At 71.2% G+C, this 17,977-nt stretch carries 25 protein-coding genes; 20 read left to right on the forward strand and 5 right to left on the reverse strand.

The window, feature by feature from the left end; all coding sequences use genetic code 11:
- Nucleotides 1-39: 39 nt before the first annotated feature.
- Nucleotides 40-804, reverse strand: a complete 765-nt coding sequence (locus ACFXAE_RS19815; RefSeq protein WP_384716209.1) for a response regulator transcription factor — start codon at nt 802-804, stop codon at nt 40-42.
- Between the two features lie 222 nt (nt 805-1,026).
- On the opposite strand from ACFXAE_RS19815, the gene ACFXAE_RS19820 reads away from it, so the two are divergent.
- From ACFXAE_RS19820 to ACFXAE_RS19860, 9 genes are all read left to right on the forward strand, one after another.
- A complete protein-coding gene (locus ACFXAE_RS19820; RefSeq protein ID WP_384716212.1) occupies nt 1,027-1,860 on the forward strand; it encodes an alpha/beta hydrolase in 834 nt (277 codons plus the stop codon).
- A 39-nt stretch (nt 1,861-1,899) separates the two neighbouring features.
- On the forward strand, nt 1,900-2,154 hold the full coding sequence (locus ACFXAE_RS19825; protein ID WP_384716215.1) for a MoaD/ThiS family protein: 255 nt from the start codon (nt 1,900-1,902) through the stop codon (nt 2,152-2,154).
- A gap of 3 nt (nt 2,155-2,157) precedes the next feature.
- A complete protein-coding gene (locus tag ACFXAE_RS19830; RefSeq protein ID WP_384716218.1) occupies nt 2,158-3,180 on the forward strand; it encodes a hypothetical protein in 1,023 nt (340 codons plus the stop codon).
- Nucleotides 3,181-3,317: 137 nt separating this feature from the next.
- The gene (locus tag ACFXAE_RS19835; protein ID WP_384716221.1) at nt 3,318-4,058 is read left to right on the forward strand and encodes a DUF2993 domain-containing protein; all 741 of its coding nucleotides are present in this window, start codon (nt 3,318-3,320) and stop codon (nt 4,056-4,058) included.
- 196 nt (nt 4,059-4,254) lie between these two features.
- Nucleotides 4,255-4,362 carry a putative leader peptide gene (locus ACFXAE_RS19840; protein WP_351998383.1) on the forward strand — a complete coding sequence of 36 codons (108 nt, stop codon included), beginning with the start codon at nt 4,255-4,257 and terminating at the stop codon, nt 4,360-4,362.
- Between the two features lie 129 nt (nt 4,363-4,491).
- Nucleotides 4,492-5,337 (forward strand): sulfurtransferase, encoded by an 846-nt coding sequence (locus tag ACFXAE_RS19845; protein ID WP_384716225.1) that lies wholly within the window; start codon nt 4,492-4,494, stop codon nt 5,335-5,337.
- 41 nt (nt 5,338-5,378) lie between these two features.
- On the forward strand, nt 5,379-5,666 hold the full coding sequence (locus ACFXAE_RS19850) for a DUF1416 domain-containing protein (protein WP_004986406.1): 288 nt from the start codon (nt 5,379-5,381) through the stop codon (nt 5,664-5,666).
- A 94-nt stretch (nt 5,667-5,760) separates the two neighbouring features.
- Nucleotides 5,761-6,021, forward strand: coding sequence for a DUF3099 domain-containing protein (locus tag ACFXAE_RS19855; protein ID WP_384716228.1), 261 nt, complete (start codon nt 5,761-5,763; stop codon nt 6,019-6,021).
- An 11-nt stretch (nt 6,022-6,032) separates the two neighbouring features.
- Nucleotides 6,033-6,428, forward strand: coding sequence for a VOC family protein (locus tag ACFXAE_RS19860; protein WP_384716231.1), 396 nt, complete (start codon nt 6,033-6,035; stop codon nt 6,426-6,428).
- On the opposite strand, the gene ACFXAE_RS19865 is transcribed toward ACFXAE_RS19860, so the two are convergent.
- Nucleotides 6,422-6,784, reverse strand: coding sequence for a DsrE family protein (locus ACFXAE_RS19865; RefSeq protein ID WP_384716234.1), 363 nt, complete (start codon nt 6,782-6,784; stop codon nt 6,422-6,424). The two genes, ACFXAE_RS19860 and ACFXAE_RS19865, sit on opposite strands and share 7 nt — an antisense overlap.
- 360 nt (nt 6,785-7,144) lie before the next feature.
- Here ACFXAE_RS19865 and ACFXAE_RS19870 point away from each other — a divergent pair, with 360 nt between their 5' ends.
- The 6 genes from ACFXAE_RS19870 (at nt 7,145) to ACFXAE_RS19895 (ending at nt 11,811) form a co-directional block, all read left to right on the forward strand.
- A complete protein-coding gene (locus ACFXAE_RS19870; protein WP_384716237.1) occupies nt 7,145-7,825 on the forward strand; it encodes a hypothetical protein in 681 nt (226 codons plus the stop codon).
- Nucleotides 7,822-8,637: a hypothetical protein gene (locus tag ACFXAE_RS19875; protein ID WP_384716240.1), complete on the forward strand. Its 816-nt coding sequence runs from the start codon at nt 7,822-7,824 to the stop codon at nt 8,635-8,637. The genes ACFXAE_RS19870 and ACFXAE_RS19875 overlap by 4 nt, the downstream gene beginning before the upstream one ends.
- Entirely contained in the window at nt 8,634-9,497 is an 864-nt protein-coding gene (locus tag ACFXAE_RS19880; RefSeq protein WP_384716243.1) for a hypothetical protein, read from the forward strand. The genes ACFXAE_RS19875 and ACFXAE_RS19880 overlap by 4 nt, the downstream gene beginning before the upstream one ends.
- Before the next feature lie 227 nt (nt 9,498-9,724).
- Nucleotides 9,725-10,300 (forward strand): FABP family protein, encoded by a 576-nt coding sequence (locus tag ACFXAE_RS19885; RefSeq protein ID WP_217128721.1) that lies wholly within the window; start codon nt 9,725-9,727, stop codon nt 10,298-10,300.
- A gap of 98 nt (nt 10,301-10,398) precedes the next feature.
- Entirely contained in the window at nt 10,399-10,836 is a 438-nt protein-coding gene (locus tag ACFXAE_RS19890) for a Fur family transcriptional regulator (protein WP_384716246.1), read from the forward strand.
- A 9-nt stretch (nt 10,837-10,845) separates the two neighbouring features.
- On the forward strand, nt 10,846-11,811 hold the full coding sequence (locus tag ACFXAE_RS19895) for a YgfZ/GcvT domain-containing protein (protein WP_384716249.1): 966 nt from the start codon (nt 10,846-10,848) through the stop codon (nt 11,809-11,811).
- Nucleotides 11,812-11,821: 10 nt separating this feature from the next.
- Here the strand turns inward: ACFXAE_RS19895 and dtd are convergent, their stop codons facing one another.
- The gene (gene dtd / locus ACFXAE_RS19900; protein ID WP_384716252.1) at nt 11,822-12,247 is read right to left on the reverse strand and encodes a D-aminoacyl-tRNA deacylase; all 426 of its coding nucleotides are present in this window, start codon (nt 12,245-12,247) and stop codon (nt 11,822-11,824) included.
- Nucleotides 12,248-12,424: 177 nt separating this feature from the next.
- Between dtd and ACFXAE_RS19905 the strand changes: the two genes are divergently transcribed.
- Complete coding sequence (locus tag ACFXAE_RS19905) at nt 12,425-13,057, forward strand: aerial mycelium formation protein (RefSeq protein ID WP_384716255.1); 633 nt, start codon at nt 12,425-12,427, stop codon at nt 13,055-13,057.
- A 105-nt stretch (nt 13,058-13,162) separates the two neighbouring features.
- Nucleotides 13,163-14,419 (forward strand): GNAT family N-acetyltransferase, encoded by a 1,257-nt coding sequence (locus ACFXAE_RS19910; protein ID WP_384716258.1) that lies wholly within the window; start codon nt 13,163-13,165, stop codon nt 14,417-14,419.
- A 177-nt stretch (nt 14,420-14,596) separates the two neighbouring features.
- Here ACFXAE_RS19910 and ACFXAE_RS19915 read toward each other — a convergent pair whose 3' ends face one another.
- Complete coding sequence (locus tag ACFXAE_RS19915) at nt 14,597-14,782, reverse strand: hypothetical protein (protein WP_159534233.1); 186 nt, start codon at nt 14,780-14,782, stop codon at nt 14,597-14,599.
- A gap of 174 nt (nt 14,783-14,956) precedes the next feature.
- Here ACFXAE_RS19915 and ACFXAE_RS19920 point away from each other — a divergent pair, with 174 nt between their 5' ends.
- On the forward strand, nt 14,957-15,871 hold the full coding sequence (locus tag ACFXAE_RS19920; protein WP_384716262.1) for a FadR/GntR family transcriptional regulator: 915 nt from the start codon (nt 14,957-14,959) through the stop codon (nt 15,869-15,871).
- A gap of 33 nt (nt 15,872-15,904) precedes the next feature.
- On the opposite strand, the gene ACFXAE_RS19925 is transcribed toward ACFXAE_RS19920, so the two are convergent.
- A complete protein-coding gene (locus tag ACFXAE_RS19925) occupies nt 15,905-16,093 on the reverse strand; it encodes a hypothetical protein (RefSeq protein ID WP_384716265.1) in 189 nt (62 codons plus the stop codon).
- Nucleotides 16,094-16,251: 158 nt separating this feature from the next.
- Between ACFXAE_RS19925 and ACFXAE_RS19930 the strand changes: the two genes are divergently transcribed.
- Together ACFXAE_RS19930 and ACFXAE_RS19935 are read left to right on the forward strand one after the other, a co-directional pair.
- On the forward strand, nt 16,252-17,133 hold the full coding sequence (locus ACFXAE_RS19930; RefSeq protein WP_384716268.1) for a GntR family transcriptional regulator: 882 nt from the start codon (nt 16,252-16,254) through the stop codon (nt 17,131-17,133).
- Nucleotides 17,133-17,894 carry an HAD family hydrolase gene (locus ACFXAE_RS19935; RefSeq protein WP_384716271.1) on the forward strand — a complete coding sequence of 254 codons (762 nt, stop codon included), beginning with the start codon at nt 17,133-17,135 and terminating at the stop codon, nt 17,892-17,894. Before ACFXAE_RS19930 ends, ACFXAE_RS19935 begins: the two co-directional genes overlap by 1 nt.
- Nucleotides 17,895-17,977: the final 83 nt, after the last annotated feature.

Here is a 17,977-nt window from a genome sequence, read left to right on the forward strand (position 1 = left end):
CGGAGTCTACGCGGATATACCCGGGGTGGGCAGGGCGTATCAGACCTTGGATGAAGCCGCTTCCGCGGTGTCCGTCCGCTCCTCGGCCCCGGCGGCCTCGGCGTCCTTCGTGGCGCGCGCCGGCTTCTCGGGCTTCTCGGGGGTGACGAACCGATAGCCGACGTTGCGGACGGTGCCGATCAGCGACTCGTGCTCGGGGCCGAGTTTGGCGCGCAGGCGCCGTACGTGGACGTCGACCGTGCGGGTGCCGCCGAAGTAGTCGTAGCCCCAGACCTCCTGGAGCAGCTGGGCGCGGGTGAAGACCCGGCCGGGGTGCTGTGCGAGGTATTTCAGCAGCTCGAATTCCTTGAAGGTCAGGTCGAGGACCCTGCCCTTGAGTTTCGCGGAGTAGGTCGCCTCGTCGACCGAAAGGTCGCCGTTGCGGATCTCCATCGGGGAGTCGTCGTTGACGATCTGCTGGCGGCCCATGGCGAGGCGCAGGCGTGCCTCCACCTCGGCCGGGCCCGCGGTGTCCAGGAGGACGTCGTCGATGCCCCAGTCCGCGGTGACGGCGGCCAGGCCGCCCTCGGTCACGACCAGGACGAGGGGGCAGCCGGGGCCGGTGGAGCGCAGCAGCTGGCACAGGCTGCGGACCTGCGGGAGGTCGCGCCGGCCGTCGACCAGGATCACGTCGGCGCCGGGGGTGTCGACGAGGGCGGGGCCCTCCGCGGGGGCCACGCGCACGTTGTGCAGCAGCAGGCCGAGGGCGGGGAGCACCTCCGTCGACGGCTGGAGGGCGTTGGTCAGGAGCAGCAGAGAGCTCATCGCACCCCACCGGCCCGGGTCGTCGTCGTTCGCTCGTGCACGGTTCGCTCGCCCATAACGTCTGGTTCCTCCTCGGTCCCTGCGAGGACGTATGCGGCATTGCTGCGTGCGTTCGACGGCCGTACACCGGCGGTTTCCCGCGTTCGTATACAACGCTTCCGAAAGCACAAAAGGACCCGGGGGCTTCACTGCCCGAGTCCTCTTCGCAGCAGAATAGCCGACATGAGTACCGGTCCGGCAGGTCATGCGGCGCGATCCACCGTTCGTCCATATTCCGAGACGGATGGGGTGGCGCGGGACGGTGCGCCTTTGCGGACGTTTCTGCGCACTGCGGACGGGGTGGCGATCGATTCCGTATACGAACCGGGTGTTTCCCCTTCTCGCGATCTTGTTTTCGTGATCGCGCACGGATTCACCGGGGACGCGGACCGGCCGCATGTGCGACGGGTGGCGCGGACGCTCGCGCGGTACGGAAGCGTCGTGACGTTCTCCTTCCGGGGGCACGGGGCGTCGGGCGGGCGGTCGACGGTCGGGGACCGGGAGGTGCTCGACCTCGCGGCGGTGGTGGGGTGGGCGCGTGGGCTGGGGCACGCGCGGGTGGCCACCGTCGGGTTCTCCATGGGCGGCTCGGTGGTGCTGCGGCACGCCGCGGCCGGCCGGGACAGCGGGGTCGACGCCGTGGTCTCCGTGAGCGCGCCCGCGCGGTGGTTCTACCGGGGGACCGCCCCCATGCGGCGGCTGCACTGGCTGGTGACCCGGCCGTCCGGTCGGCTGGTGGGGCGGTACGGGCTGCGGACGCGGATCCACCACCGGCGGTGGGATCCCGTGCCGCCGTCACCCGTCGAGGCGGTGCCGCGGATCGCGCCCACGCCGTTGCTGATCGTGCACGGGGACCAGGACGGGTACTTCCCGCTCGACCATCCGCGGATGCTGGCGGCCGCCGCCGGGGAGCACGGGGAACTGTGGGTCGAGGCCGGCATGGGGCACGCGGAGAACGCGGCGCCCGAGGCGCTGCTGGGGCGGATCGGGGACTGGGTGGTGGACCGGGCGGACTAACCTGACGGTGTTCACCGTCAACCGATTGAGGATCAGCAGATGGCAAAGGTCACGGTGCGGTACTGGGCCGCCGCCAAGGCCGCGGCCGGGACGGCCGAGGAGGCGTACGAGGCGGCCACGCTCGCCGAGGCGCTCGACGCGGCGCGCGGGCGGCACTCCGGCGAACTCGCCCGCGTGCTGCTGCGGTGCTCGTTCCTCGTCGACGGTGATCCCGTGGGCAAGCGCGCGCATGAGACGGTACGGCTGGCCGACGGCGGCACGGTCGAGGTGCTTCCGCCGTTCGCAGGAGGGTGAGCGATGACGAACCAGCCGTACGGGGCGTACGACCCCTACCGGGATCCGCAGCAGGCTCAGGGCGTGTGGCCGGGGCAGCAGCAGGCGTACGAGGATCCGTACGCGGATCAGCAGTACACCCAGCAGTGGCAGGGGCAGACGTGGGAGACGCAGATGCAGCCGCCGGTGGCCGCGGCGGAGTACGCCCCGGTTTCCCCCGCTCCTGATCCTGTTCCCGCTCCTCCGGCGACCCCGGCGGCTGACGGGTCCGGGCCCGGGTACGGGCCGGCCACGCTGGGCGGGAACTCGCGTGTCACGGACGCGCAGCGGGCGCGGGCCGAGGGGCGGTCGCCGGTCATCGAGCCCGGGATGCAGCCGGCGGCGCTCACCGCGCTGCTGGGGCTGTTGCTGGCCGGCGGGGCGGCGCTGGGGACGTACGCGCTGCTGGTGCCGCTGGTGGTGCTCCAGGGGCTCACGGCGGCGGGCTGGTTCCGGCTGAACGGGATGTGGCCGGCGCGGCAGGGGATCGCGCTGGGGTTCCTCGGCGCGCTGGCCGCGGACGTGGCGCTGCTGGTGTCCGACCGGTCGCCGGCGGCGATCCTGGGGACGCTGGGGGTGTGGGTGCTGCTGTCGCTGGTGCTGCAACTGCGGTCGCACGCGGATCCCGACGAGCGGATGTACGGCCTGATGGCGACGGTCGTGGCGGCCGCGCTGGCGATCGCGGCGGCCGGGTACCTGGCGGCGGACGCCTCCGCGGTGACCGTGGGCGCGGTCGCCGTGGCGGCGGGGGTGGTGGCGCGGGCGCTGCCGCTGCCGACGCCGGTGTCCGTGGTGGTCGCGGTGGCGGTCGCGGCGGGCGCCGGGTTCGCGGTCGACGGGCCGGCGGGAGCGCTGCTGGGGGCGGGCGCGGCGGTGTGCGCGCTGATCGGCCACCGGGCGGCGAGCTACGACTACCCGTCCCGCTTCGTCCACTTCACGGCGGGCGTGGCCCTGCCCCTGGCCGCGGCGGCCCCCGCGGTGTACACCCTGGCCCGCGTCCTCGCCTGACGGCCGTCGTGCGGGCCCCCTGTCACAAGTGATCGACAATCCCCCGCCCCCCACCCTCCTCGGCACTACCCTCGCGCAGGGACGGCCGCCCGGTCGTCGACGACCGCCGTCGTCACACGCCAGGTGGGGAAGACCGCATGCGCGCACTGCGAATACTGCTGATTGTCACTGTGATACTGGGCGGCATCTTCGTGATCATCGATCGCGTGGCCGTCAGCTTCGCCGAGGGCGAGGCGGCCGACCGCCTGAAGGCGACCGAGAACCTGGCGGACACCCCCGACGTGTCGATCAACGGCTTCCCGTTCCTCACCCAGCTCGCCGGCGGCAGCCTCGACGAGGTGGAGGTCGGCATCCAGGACTACGAGGCCGGCACCGGTGACGGCGCCCGGACGATCCGCATCGCCGACCTGCGCGCGGACATGAACGGCGTCGACTTCTCCGGTGACTTCAGCTCCGCCGTCGCCGACAGCGCCACCGGCACGGCCACCATCGCCTACGACGAGCTGCTCAAGAACGCCACGTCCGAGCCCGGCCGGGTGGCCCCCGGCGTCACCGCCCGGGTCGTCGGCCTGTCCGACGGCGGCAACGGGAAGATCAAGGTCACGGTGGAGGCCACCGTGCTGGGCACCGAACTGCCCGAGCCGGTCTCCGTGCTCAGCTCCGTGACGGTCGTGGACGGCGACACCGTGCGGGTGAAGGCCGACGCGGTACCGGAGATCGGCGGGGCCGAGATCGTCGAGTCCGGCGTGCGGCGGATCACCGACTTCGAGCAGAGGATCGACGGACTGCCCGGCGGCATCCGGCTGGACAAGGTCGAGGCCGCGGAGAACGGGGTGGAGATCACGGTGAAGGGTTCCGACGTCCGTCTGGCCGGGTAGGGATCGGTTCGACGGGAAAGCTGTCCGGGAAGTGAGACGGGCCTGTCCGCAGGGCAAGTGCGAGTGCGGCCGTCCGGGCGGGCGAAGCGGCGGAGCGGCGAATTCCGGAGGCGTGTGTCCCGTATCGCGGACGATCGCGTCTCAATATGCGACACATCGGTGACACGCGTGCCTGTCCGTCCTTACGATCGGACCCATGCAGTGTCAGACGAGCGTCCTCCGGTCGAGGGGACAGGCGGATCTCACGAAGCGGCGGGCAGTGGACCTGTGCCGTGTCGCCGCCATGCTCTGTCGCACCTTCTGATGAGCGGACGCCCCGCCGTCCGCATTCCCGCCCCGCCCCGCTGAGGGCACCCGTGCGCCGACCCCGCCGAGGCCGCGCGCACCCTCTCACCCGCACGCCCCGCCGTAACTGCCCCGGAGGAGAAACAGCATGAGCCGCAGCGACGTCCTGGTCGACGCCGACTGGGTCCAGGAGCACCTGGACGACCCGACCATCGCCATCGTCGAGGTGGACGAGGACACGTCCGCCTACGAGAAGAACCACATCAAGAACGCCATCCGGATCGACTGGACCAAGGACCTGCAGGACCCGGTCCGCCGTGACTTCGTCGACCAGGCCGGCTTCGAGAAGCTCCTGTCGGACAAGGGCATCGGCAACGACCACACGGTCGTCCTCTACGGCGGCAACAACAACTGGTTCGCCTCGTACGCGTACTGGTACTTCAAGCTGTACGGCCACGAGAGCGTCAAGCTCCTCGACGGCGGCCGCAAGAAGTGGGAGCTCGACGCCCGCGAGCTGGTCCCCGGCGACGAGGTGCCGGAGCGCCCGAAGACCGACTACAAGGCGAAGGCCCAGGACACCTCCATCCGCGCCTTCCGCGACGACGTCGTGGCCGCCATCGGCGCGCAGAACCTGGTCGACGTGCGCTCGCCCGACGAGTTCTCCGGCAAGCTGCTCGCCCCGGCCCACCTGCCGCAGGAGCAGTCGCAGCGCCCGGGACACGTCCCGTCGGCCGCCAACATCCCGTGGTCGAAGAACGCCAACGACGACGGCACCTTCAAGTCCGACGACGAGCTCAAGGCCCTCTACGAGGACGAGCAGGTCGACCTGGCCAAGGACACCATCGCCTACTGCCGCATCGGCGAGCGTTCCGCGCTGACCTGGTTCGTGCTGCACGAGCTGCTCGGCGTGGAGAACGTCAAGAACTACGACGGCTCCTGGACCGAGTACGGCTCCCTCGTCGGCGTGCCGATCGAGCTCGGCCCCGGCAAGTAATCCCTCCCGACCGACCTTTCAGACCACTTCAGGAGTACGACATGTGCGGTGCGAAGGCCGGCGGCCCGGACGCCTCGACGATCAAGCCCGGTGAGACCACCATCCAGGGCCAGGTGACGCGCGACGGAGAGCCGGTGACGGGCTACGTCCGTCTGCTGGACTCGACCGGCGAGTTCACCGCGGAGGTCCCGACCTCCGCCACCGGACAGTTCCGCTTCTACGCGGCGGAGGGCACCTGGACCGTCCGCGCCCTGGTGCCCGGCGGCACCGCCGACCGCACGGTCGTCGCCCAGCAGGGCGGTCTGGCCGAGGTCGCGATCGCGGTCTGAGGACACGGAACGGCCGAGGGGCCGCACCCCACGGGTTGGACGCCCGGGGTGCGGCCCTTCGGTGTGCCCGGGTGCCCGGACCTACGCTGGACGCATGTACGCGCGCAGGCGGCACGTCTACTTCGTCATGATGGGCACCTGCGTCGGGCTGTTCGTCCTGGCCTGGGGCGTGGTGCGGCTGTGGTCGGTGCCGGCGGCCGTGGGCATGTGCCTGGCGGCCATGGTCATCCCGCCGGTCGCCGCGGTGGTCGCCAACCGGCGGGGACCGGAGGACCGCTGGTGGGACGATCCGTCCGGCGACCCCGAGTCCGACGAGTGGTGGGACGAGCTGGACGGCAGGAAACGGCCCCGGTAGGAATGGGGCGCATGTGCGCTGCGAGACTGTCCACCGTCGTGCTCGACGCGCGTGACGCGCACGAGCTGGCCGGGTTCTATGTGCGGCTCCTCGGGTACGAGGTGCGTGCCGAGGAGCCCCACTGGGTGCTCATCGGGCCGCCGGGCGGGGCCGGGGGCACGGCGCTCGCCTTCGAGACCGAGCCCGCGTACGTCCCGCCGGTCTGGCCCGGTCGCCGGCCCGGCGAGCAGCAGATGATGCTGCATCTCGACGTCGAGGTCGACGATCTCGAGGCCGAGACCGCGCGGGCCGTGGCGGAGGGGGCGACGCTCGCCGGTCACCAGCCGCAGGACGACGTACGGGTGCTGCTGGACCCCTCGGGGCACCCGTTCTGCCTGTGGGTGGACACCTCGGGGGCCGCTCAGTAGACGAGCGCCTGCGTCCCGTCCGCCATCGCCTCCTGTACGAAGACCTGCGCGCCGGCGATGCGCACGCCCTCGATGACGTCCTTCTCGGTGATGTCGCGGCGGGCCGCGCACTGGGTGCACAGGGTGATCCGACCGGTGGCCAGGACCGAGTCCAGCAGGTCGGGCAGCGGGGCGGCGTGCGGCAGCTCGAACTCGGCCGCACGGCCCGGCAGGGCGAACCACGAGGACTCGCCGGTGAGCCACAGGGAGACCTCGACACCGCTGGCCGCGGCCACCGCCGCCACCGTGAACGCCTGCGAGCAGCGCTCGGGTGCGTCGGTTCCCGCCGTCACTTTGATCACAAGCTTCTTCGCCATGACCGAATCGTAATCATGATCGCCACAACTTCGGTCGGAGCCTGTGGGTCTCCTGTGCACGCGTAGACGGAATGCGCGCTTCACTTTCTGTGGGGGGACGTCTTGGAACAACCCGAAGAAGCAGCCGACGCCCCGGATGTGCCGAGATCGGCGGATGTGCCGAAGGCGGACCCGGCCCCGGGGGCGCCGGCCGGTCCGGCCCCGGGAACACCGGCGGACCCGGCCCCGGGGGCGCCGGCCGGTCCGGCCCCGGGAACACCGGCGGACCCGGCCCCGGGGGCGCCGGCCGGTCCGGTCCCGGAATCTCCGGAGCACCCGGCTTCGGGCGCGTCCCGGAAACGCCGGCGGGGGCGGACGGCCGTGCTGATCGCCGCCGCGGCCGTGCTCGGCGTGGTCGCCGGTACCTGCACCGGATATCTCGTACAGGCCGACCGCGAGCCCACCAAGCTGCCGCCGCTGTCGCAGCCGGTGCTCGCACAGTCGAAGGGCGAGGCGCCCGAGCCGCTGTCGGCCGACCGGGACCGCCGCGTGAAGACCGAGGGCGACCTGCGCGAGCTGCTGCTGAAGAAGCCGCGCGGCACGCAGGAGCCCGACTGGCCGCTGGGCGAGGACGGCTGGATGGACCTCGCCGAGTACGCCGGTTACTACGAGGAGTCCGGCTCGATGTTCGGACAGCTGGCCATGGACCAGTTCCGCAGGGCGGCCGTCGTCGGCTGGCTCGACGACGACTACAGCGTGGAGATCCGGCTGGTCCAGTTCCGCCAGGAGGAGGGACTGGCGGCCGCCGGCAACGTCGAGAACGGCCAGCACTGGGCGGACGACGCGGAGGACACGGACAGCTGGGCCGTCCCCGGTACCGGGGAGGGCCGGGCGTACGTCCACCACAGCCCCGACGCCGAACCCGGCTACGAGCCCCTGTACAGCGCGGAGGCGCATGCCTGGCGCGGCGACGTCGCCATGGAGATCTGGGTGTACGGGAGCAAGCCCGTTCCCAAAAAAATGATCATGGATCTGGCCGAGCGGCAGATGGAGCGGCTGTGAACGAGACACAGAGCCCGGCACCCCTGCCGCCGGTCCCCGACGACGCCCCCGTCGCGACTCCCGCGAAGCGGCCCGTGCGATGGGGACGTATCGCGTCCGTCGCGGGCTCCGCGCTGCTCGCCGGGGCCGTCGTCACGGGCGTCGGATACACCGTCGTGACCGTGCGGGACGCCGATCGCGAGGCCGGCGCGTCCGGATGGAAGTTCCCCGAGGCGGCGGCCGAGGACAAGGCGGCCGAGGCGCAGGGACTGGCCGGGACGCTCGTGCCGTACGGGTACGACCACTGGCTTCCGGGGCCCGACTTCGGTGAGTTCGGCTCGGACACGCGGCTCGGTGGCGCCCGGGCCACGGCGCTGCAGAAGGAGTCGCTGCGCGATCTGCCGCGCTCCCAGCGCAAGCGGCTGGAGAAGGAGATCGACAGCTGGCGCGTCGAGGGCATGGCGATGCGCAGCTACACCAGCGGATCGAACAGCGTCTACAACGAGGACGAGGTCCACACCGTGGGCATCGTGCTCGCCCGGATGGAGAACAAGGCGGCCGTGCGGGACTTCGCGCGGTTCCAGACCGAGTTCCTCGACGCCCTCGACATCTTCCGCGAGGGGCCGAAGATCAAGGGCCACAAGGACGCCCGGTGCTTCCTGCCGCCGGCGGACGCGGAGACCGACCTCGACACGATGCAGTGCTCGGCCCACGTCGGGAACGTCCTGGTCACCCTCACCGCGGACGGCGCGAAGCCGCTGAACACCAAGAGCGTCGCCGCACTGTTCCGCGAGCAGCTCGACCGCATCGACGAACCGGGGAAGGCCGTATGACCGAGCAGCCGCAGACCCTCGTACCCGCCCCGCCCACGGAGCCGCCGGCCGTACCCGCCGTACCGGACGTGGTGGCCGATCCCGGGCCGCCGGTGCGCAAGGACCGCCGGGTGCTGCGCGCCGCCCTGCGCTGGACCGCCGCCGTCGTGGTCTTCGCCGTGGCCGGCGCGGGCACGGCGTACGGCATCACCCGGATGGAACGGACGGACGTACCCGGCCTGGCGACCGCGTCCGACGGGCGGTGGGACTACCCGGAGCTGACGAAGCCGCCGCTGCCCGCCGGCAGCCCCGGACCACAGGCGGAGTCCAACCCGGCCGGCACCCACCACGCCGACCTGCGCGCCCTCCTGCTGCCCGCCCCGGAGGGCGCCAGGGAGAACAAGGCGCTGCGCGGCGAGGACGGCTGGCTGGCGACGGACGACTTCCTCGAGGAGTACGCGGAGGAGGACGACCGGGACACCTTCCGGCAGGAGCTCGTCGACAACGGTCTGCGGCACATCGCGGCCCGCGGCTGGACGACCGGGGACGGCACCCGGACGCGGATCTACCTGCTGCGGTTCGACACGGCGGGCGTGGTGGAGGAGGGCTTCTTCCTGCCCCACTTCTCGTACATCTCGGCCTACGGGGTGCGGGGTGCCGAGAGCGTCGACGCCGACGAGTCGTTCCCGGTGAAGGCGGAGGTCGCGGGGGTCCGGCGCTCGGCCCAGGTCGAGACCGAGCCGTACGGCGCCGAACAGGAGCGTCTGGCCTACCTCGCCGCCGGCGACGTCCTCGCCGTCGTGCTGCAGTCCCGGAAGGGGACCGCGCCCGCTGTGCCGTTCCGGCAGACGGTCGTGCTGCAGAGCCAGCTGCTGGGCTGAGGCGCGGGAGGCACCACCTCGCACGACAGGGGCCGGCCCCGGCCGCGTAAGCTGGGGCCCGGCCCCGTGCACACCCTCGCACCCCCCGCTCAAGGAGCACCCCGTGGTTATCTTCTTCGAAGCCCTGTTGGTCCTGGTCGCCGTCGGCGTTCTCGCCTTCGCCGGGCTGACCGTGAAGAAGCTGTACCAGGGCCAGCGCTGATCACCGACGCCAGGAAGTTCCACTCATGATCGAGATCCCGTCCGACCTGCACAAGGACCTCGTCCCGCTCGCCTTCCTGCTCGGCAACTGGGCCGGTGCGGGCGTGCACGACTTCCCCGGCGCCGAGAAGTGCAACTTCGGCCAGGAGGTCACGTTCACCCACGACGGCCGGGACTTCCTGGAGTACGGCTCCCACACCTGGGTGCTGGACGGCGACGGCAACAAGGTCCGCCCGCTGGAGTCCGAGCACGGCTTCTGGCGGATCGACGCGAACCGCAAGGTCGAGGTGACGATGACCCGCGACGACGGTGTCATCGAGATCTGGTACGGCGAGCTGGCCCACCAGAAGCCGCAGATCGACCTGGTCACGGACGCGGTGGCGCGCACCGCCGCCTCCCGCCCCTACAGCGCCGGCAAGCGGCTGTACGGCTACGTCAAGAGCGACCTGATGTGGGTCGGCGAGAAGCAGACCCCCGAGGTCGAGCTGCGCCCCTACATGTCGGCGCACCTGAAGAAGGTCGTCACCCCGGAGGAGGTCGAGCGCTGGGCCAAGGCCCTGCCCGACGACATGCCGGACGACGGGATCGCCTTCTTCAAGTAGATCGCCTCCTTCGAGGAGATCTCCTTCGAGCAGGTCTTCGCAGGTCTTCTTCGAGCAGGTCTTCTTCGATGAGGCACAGGTCGCTCTAGACTCGTGGTGTGGTGAGCACCGACTGGAAGAGCGACCTCAGGCAGCGCGGCTACCGGCTGACCCCGCAGCGGCAGCTGGTGCTCGAAGCCGTGGACACCCTGGAACACGCGACCCCCGACGACATCCTCGGCGAAGTGAGGAAGACGGCGTCGGGGGTCAACATTTCCACCGTGTACCGCACGCTGGAGCTCCTCGAGGAGCTGGGCCTGGTCAGCCACGCCCACCTCGGGCACGGCGCGCCGACGTACCACCTCGCCGACCGGCACCACCACATCCACCTGGTCTGCCGGGACTGCACGAACGTGATCGAGGCCGACCTCTCGGTGGCCGCCGAGTTCACCGCCAAGCTGCGCGAGCAGTTCGGTTTCGACACCGACATGAAGCACTTCGCGATCTTCGGCCGGTGCGAGGACTGCTCCCTGAAGGCTTCACCTACCGAGTCGTAGGCTAGGCACATGAAGAGCCCTCTGCTGACCCTGCCCGGCGCCGTTCCCGCCGAGGGCGTGGACGAAGGCGTGGCCGCCCACTACGGCGACCTGTTCCGTGAGCAGCGCGCCCTCGCCGAAGGCACCGGTTTCGTCGACCTGTCCCACCGCGGGGTCGTCACCGTCTCCGGTCCGGAACGGCTGGCCTGGCTGCATCTGCTGCTCACCCAGCACGTCAGCGACCTGCCGCCGCACCAGGCCACCGAGGCGCTGATACTTTCCGCCAACGGCCACATCGAGCACGCGCTCTACCTGGTCGACGACGGGGAGACGGTCTGGGCGCATGTCGAGCCCGGCAGCCAGGAGGCGCTGATCGCGTACCTGGAGTCGATGAAGTTCTTCTACCGGGTCGAGGTCGCCGACCGCACCGCCGACACCGCGGTGGTGCACCTGCCGGCCGGGTCCATCGCGGAGGTGCCCGAGGGGGTCGCCGTCCGTGAGACGCCGTACGGGCGGGACCTGTTCCTGCCGCGCGGCGAGCTGGAGTCGTACGCCCAGAAGGCCGGGCCGGCCGTCGGGATCCTCGCGCACGAGGCGCTGCGGGTCGAGCGGCACCGGCCGCGGCTCGGCTTCGAGACCGACCACCGCACCATCCCGCACGAGCTGGGCTGGATCGGCACCGCCGTGCACCTGCAGAAGGGCTGCTACCGGGGGCAGGAGACGGTGGCCCGGGTGCAGAACCTGGGGAAGCCGCCGCGCCGGCTGGTCTTCCTGCACCTGGACGGCAGCGAAGTCCATCTGCCCACGCCGGGGACCGAGATCCGGGTCGCGGACGACGGCGCCGAGGGGCGCAGGATCGGGTTCGTCACCACGTCCGTACGCCACTACGAGCTGGGGCCCGTCGCGCTCGCGCTGGTGAAGCGGAACGTGCCGGTGGACGCGCGGCTGCTCGCGGGGGACACCGCCGCCGCGCAGGAGACCGTCGTCGAGCCCTGAGCGGTACGGCTCAGATCTCCAGCAGGACGGTGAACGGGCCGTCGTTGGTCAGCGACACCCGCATCCTCGCGCCGAAGCGGCCCGTGGCCACCGTCGCGCCCAGCGCGCGCAGCTGCGTGACCACCTCGTCGACCAGCGGCTCGGCGAGGTCACCGGGGGCGGCGGCGTTCCAGGTGGGGCGGCGTCCCTTGCGGGCGTCGCCGTACAGGGTGAACTGGCTGATCACCAGCAGCGGGGCGCCGGTGTCGCTGCACGACTTCTCGTCCTGGAGCATGCGGACCGACCAGAGCTTGCGGGCGAGCTGCGCCGCCTTCTCCTTGGTGTCCTCGTGGGTGACGCCGACGAGGACGCACAGTCCCTCGCCGTCGATCGCCCCCACCGTCTCGCCGTCCACGACCACGCATCCGCCGTCGACCCTCTGCACCACTGCTCGCATACGACCATCATGCCGGTCGGCGAACAGGCGGCCGACGGCGGCCCGCGCGGACCCCCGGTCGGGCTATTTTTACTCCTTAGCGCCCATCTGGGGCGGATCGGGGACACTCGCTCACATTGCGGCTGCTCGGGGTGGCACGATGCTGGCACACGCCGGTCGAGGGGACGGTTGAGGCACATGAGCACACCGGGGATCGGACAGCCGCTTGAGGCTGTCTCATCGACCCAGGCGGGAATCGGGGAACGGGAGTTCTGCCGGCCGCCCACACAGCGCACGGACAGTCCGGTGCTGCCCGAGGACCGGGTGGTGCGCGATCTGATCATGCTCAGTCTGGCCGAGCTGCGCACGGTGCGGCGTGACGCGCAGCGTGACGAGGCCGACCTCAGTTATGTGCGGCGGCTGCTGCAGGGGCGGATCGACATCCTGCGGGCGGAGCTGGCCCGGCGCCTCCCCGGGGACGTGTCCTCGGCCGTCGCGCCCAGGGAGGCGTCCGTCGTCGAGCGGCTGGGGGAGATCCTGCGGGACACCCCGGCCCGGCACCGTTCCTCCGCCCGGCACGTGACGCTGGGGACGCCGCAGAGCGAGGAGTACCGGCGGCTGGCGGCCGAGACGCTCGCCGAGGTGGAGCTGTCCGACCTGGGCGCGCGCACGGACGGGGAGCTGAACACCGCGATGGGGCGGCTCGTGCTCTGCGAGCAGCAGGTGTCCCGGCGACGGCAGCGGCTGCAGCGTACGGCCGACGAGTGCAGCGAGGAGATCGCGCGCCGGTACCGGGACGGGGAGGCACAGGTCGACGACCTGCTCGTGTGAGCACGCGGGGAAGACACAGAGGGAAGACGCAGGGAAAGACCTCGGGGAAAGACCTTGGGGGAAACCTCTTCGACACCCGGCGCGCGGCCGACCTACCGTGAGCCCATGACCTCCCGCGCCGGCATCGACGTACGTCCGATCACCGAGTCCGAGTTCGCCGACTGGCAACGGGCCCTGAGCACCGGGTTCCTGCGGGAACCCACTCTGTCCGAGGAGGTCCTCGACGCGCGCCGGGCGCAGTTCACGCCCGGCCGGTCGGTCGGGGCCTTCGACGGCGGGCGCTGCGTGGCGACGTTCCGGTCCTTCGCGCAGGAGCTGACGGTGGTCGGCGGGGCGACCGTGCCCGCCGACGCCGTCACCAACGTCACCGTCACCGCCACCCACCGCCGTCGCGGTCTGCTCACCCGGATGATGGCGCAGGACCTCGCCGCCGCGAAGGAGCGCGGGGACGTCGTCGCGACGCTGATCGCGGCCGAGTACCCGATCTACGGCCGGTACGGCTTCGGCCCGGCCACCACGGCGACCGAGTGGACGGTCGACGTGCCGCGCTCCGGTCTCGACCCGCGCCGGGCGGGCCCGGAGGACGGCGGCCGGGTCGACCTCGTGGACGCGGAGGACGTCCGCAAGCTCGGCCCCGAACTGTACGAGCGGCTGCGCCGCGTACAGCCGGGCGCCGTCAGCCGGGACGAGCTGTGGTGGAAGACCACCACCGGCGCCGTGCGCTTCCACCCGGTCTTCCACGAGCCGTACTACGCGGTGTACCGCTCGGCCGGTGGCGAGGTCGAGGGCATGGCCGCCTACACGGTGGACGACAACTGGGGTGACGCCAAGCAGCCGTTGAACACGGCGCGGGTGAAGTGGCTGACCGCGGTGACCCCGGCGGCCGAGCGCGCGCTGTGGCTCTACCTGTGTTCTGTCGACTGGGTGACGCGGGTGAAGAGCGGCTGGCGGGCGCCCGACGACCTGCTCCCGCACTTCCTGCCGGACCCACGCGCCGCCGCCGTCACCACGCAGGCGGACTGGCTGTGGGTGCGGATGCTGGACGTCGTACGGGCCTTCCGGGCGCGGACGTACGGGGCCGCGGGGTCGCTGGTGCTGGAGGTGACGGACGGGGCCGGTCTGGCCGGGGGGCGTTACCGGCTGGAGGCGTCCGCGGACGGGGCCGGGGTCTGTGTGCCGACCACCGGGAGCGCCGATCTCACGCTGGACGTCGCGGAGTTGTCCGTGCTGTGGCTGGGCGACGAGTCGGCGGTGCGGCTGGCGGCGCTGGGGCGGGTCCGGGAAGAACGAGCGGGCGCCGCCCGTCAGGCCGACGCCCTGCTGCGTACTTCCAGGCGACCGTGGTGCCCGGACGTGTTCTGAGCGCTTCCACCGGGGGCGCTCCCGCTTCCTGCTTCCTGCCTCCTTCCGACGACGACGGGTGGGTGCTCATCCGTAGCGAGCTGTTCAGTTGTGGTTGTCGTGCGGGTGGTGCCCGCCGACGGGACTCCCGGCTCCCCTCCGGAGGGGAGCCCGGCCGGCGGTCCGTACGGTGTGCTGTCAGCCGGACTGGGCGAGCAGCATCACGAGGATGACCGCGCCGATGCCGCTGATCACGGTGTTCCGCGCCTTGATGCCCACGGTGAGGGCGACGAAGGCGATGATTCCCATCGGCCCGTACTTCCACTGGACGAGTTGCTCGAACCCGATGGCCAGGGCTGCGAGGACGATGGCGATGAGCGGCATGGCGGTCCCCCTTGTTGTTCGTGGCTCCCCACTCCTTCCCTGATGGCCAACCCTTCAGTTCGCCAACCAGGTTGCAGGAGTTGGTTACCAACTTGCTTCTAGTTATAGCCACTTGGAAGAGGCTTATAACCATCCTTCGCTGAACTGCCCGAAGATGGCGGGAAGTTGTAGTGTTTGGCCGTGGACCCGGAACACGACTCCGTCAATGGACGGAAGAAGCCACAACGGCCACAGAGGACACATCGCGAGGTGGCCGACGAACTGCGCGCGCGGATCAGGTCCGGGGCGCTGCAGGCGGGTCAGCGCATGCCCACACAGGCCCAGCTCGCCGCCGAGTTCGGGGTGGAGCGCCCCGCGATACGCCAGGCGCTGCGCATCCTGCAGTCCGAGCAGTTGCTCACCGACGTCTCCAAGGGCGCCCCGGCGACCGTCGCCGTGGACCCCGGCAGGGTGCTGACCGGCCCCTCGGCGCCCCCGCTGCCCACCACCGTGGGCCTCGCGCCCAGGGTCGCCGCCGCCTTCGGGGCCGAGCACGTCGAGATCGACGCCGTCTGTCTGACCTCGGTCTCCCTCACCCTGGCCATCGGGGAGCCGCTGCGCCAGATCCACTCCGGGCGGCTGAAACCGGCCAAGGTCGACGTCCGGGTCCTGCTGCCCAGCCGGAACATCGACCTAGCCTTCCCCGTGCCGGTCGAGGGGCACGACGGCGTCGACGGCCCGGTCCACGAGCAGTGGCTGGCCCAGCGCAACGCCCAGGGCCAGGTGCTCCGACACAATCTGCTCGCCCTGCGCGCCACCCACGGCGTCGACGTGCGGGTCTCCTTCCGCGCGCTGCCGTTCACCCCGCCGGTGAAGCTGTATCTGCTCAACGGGGAGGAGGCGCTGTTCGCCTACTACACGCTGGCGCGCAGCAAGGCGCAGATCGACCAGGAGTGCCTGGAGATGTACGACGCGCAGGGCATCCGGTCCCTGCTGTTCGCCTTCGAGCAGGGCACCGTCCTGCGGGACACCGCGTTCGTGGAGCAGTCGCACCTGTGGTTCAACGCACTGTGGGAGACGATCAGTTCGGAGCTGGTGCTCACGGGCTGACGTCTCCCACGGGTTCGGGGCGGCGGTGGCTTCTCACAGGGCCGGTCTCGCCACCAGCAGCGCGAGCAGGACCGCGCCGGCGGAGCTGACCCCCGGTCTGTTGGATCTGATGCCTGTGGTGAGCAGCAGCAGGCCGAGGATGCCGGCCGCGCCGTACTTCCACTGGACGAGCTGTTCGACGGTGACGACCAGGACGGCGGAGACGAGGGCGAGGACGGGCATGGCGTGTTCCTCCTTCGGATGTGAGCCGGGGCTGCGGAACCAGAGATTCACCAACCTGGAGAAGTTGGCAACCAACTCTCTCTAGGTTGTCCCCACTTGGCACCTACTCGCAAACAACTTTCAAACAACTCCCGCCAGATGGATCAAAGTTGTAGCGTTTGGTCGTGACCCAGGAGAACGTGTCAGTGAACGGCAGCAGCAGAGTCTCGCCGCAGGAGATCGCCGACATCCTGCGGGAACGCATCCGGGCCGGCGAGCTCAAGGCGGGCGACCGCCTGCCCACCCAGGCGGAGCTGGCCGAGGAGTTCGGCGTGGAGCGCGGCACCGTTCGCCAGGCCCTGCGCGCCCTCCAGGAGGACGGCCTGCTCAGCAATGTCAGCAAGGGCAGCCCGCCGCGGATCGCCGAACCGGCCCCCGCCCGGGAGGAACCCCAGCCGACGATGGTGGGACTGGCGCCGCGCCTGACGGACGCGTTCTCGAGGGCCCACGTGCGGATCGACGCGGTGTGCCTGACCGCCGAGAGCCTGATGCTGGCGCTGAGTGAGCCGGTCCGGCACATCCACGAGGGCCGTACCCGCCCCGAGTCGGTCGACGTCCGCATCCTGCTGCCCTCGCGGCGGATCAACCTGGCCTTCCCCGTCCCGGTCGAGGGCCGGGACGGCACCGACGACCCGGTCCACGAGCGGTGGCTGGCCCAGCGCAACGCCCAGGCCCGCGTGCTCCAGCACAACCTCTTCGCCCTGCGCGCCACCCACGGCGTCGACGTGCACGTCTCCCTCCGCGCGCTGCCGTTCACCCCGCCGGTGAAGCTGTACCTGCTCAACGGGGAGGAGGCGCTGATCGGCTACTACATGCTGACCCGGCGCGAGGAGGAGTGGGAGAGCCACACCCTGGAGATGTACGACGTCCTGGGTTCCCAGTCCCTGCTCTTCCCCTTCGCCAAGCGGGACGGGCAGCGGGAGCGGGCGTTCGTGGAGGAATCCCAGAAGTGGTTCGACGCCCTCTGGGAAACCATCACGACGGACCTGACACTCTCCTAGTGACTTCTGAGACGAAGCAGACCGATGCGGTGACGGCCGAGAAGCGGACCGAGACCGAGACCGACGACGAGCTCAATGAACTGCGGCACCTGATCGAAGGCGCCCGTGTCGTGCTGTGGGACTTCGACGGCCCCGTCTGCCGCCTGTTCGCGGGCCACTCGGCGGAACGGGTGGCGAACGACCTGGCGACCTGGCTGGAGAGCCGGGGACTGCACGGCCTGCTGAAGGAGGAGGAACGCGAGTCCCTGGACCCGCAGGTGCTCCTGCGCGCCGTCGACCGCCGGCACCCCGGCAGCGACCTGGTCGCGGAGCTGGAGGAACGGCTCACCCAGGAGGAGCTGCGCGCCACCGCCTCGGCGATGCCCACCCCGTACGCCGATCCACTGATCCGCACCTGGACCGCGGTGGGCTCCCGGCTGGCCGTCACCACCAACAACTCCCCGAGCGTGGTGCGCGAGTACCTCGCCTCCCGCGGCCTCGGCGCCTGCTTCGCCCCCCACATATACGGCCGCACCCAGGAACTGAACCACCTCAAACCCGATCCCCACTGCGTCCACCGGGCCCTGAACGCCATGGGGGCCGCTCCCACGACCGCCCTGATGATCGGCGACGCCCCGACGGACCTGCTCGCCGCGCAGGCGGCCGGCGTCCCCTTCCTCGGCTACGCGCGCAACGAACGCAAGGGCAAACTGCTGCGGGACGCGGGGGCCACGGCGGTCGTGGGCTCGCTGGAATCCGTCCTCCGCCTGGTCCGTCATTGACGGCCGGCCCACGGGACGGAGTACGCACCCGGCCCGCGTCCGGGCGCTTCCCCCGGGGTGACTTCGGCGCGATGGATGACGAG

Origin of the sequence: Streptomyces sp. NPDC059454, from assembly GCF_042749965.1 — a bacterium.
Taxonomy (GTDB): domain Bacteria; phylum Actinomycetota; class Actinomycetes; order Streptomycetales; family Streptomycetaceae; genus Streptomyces.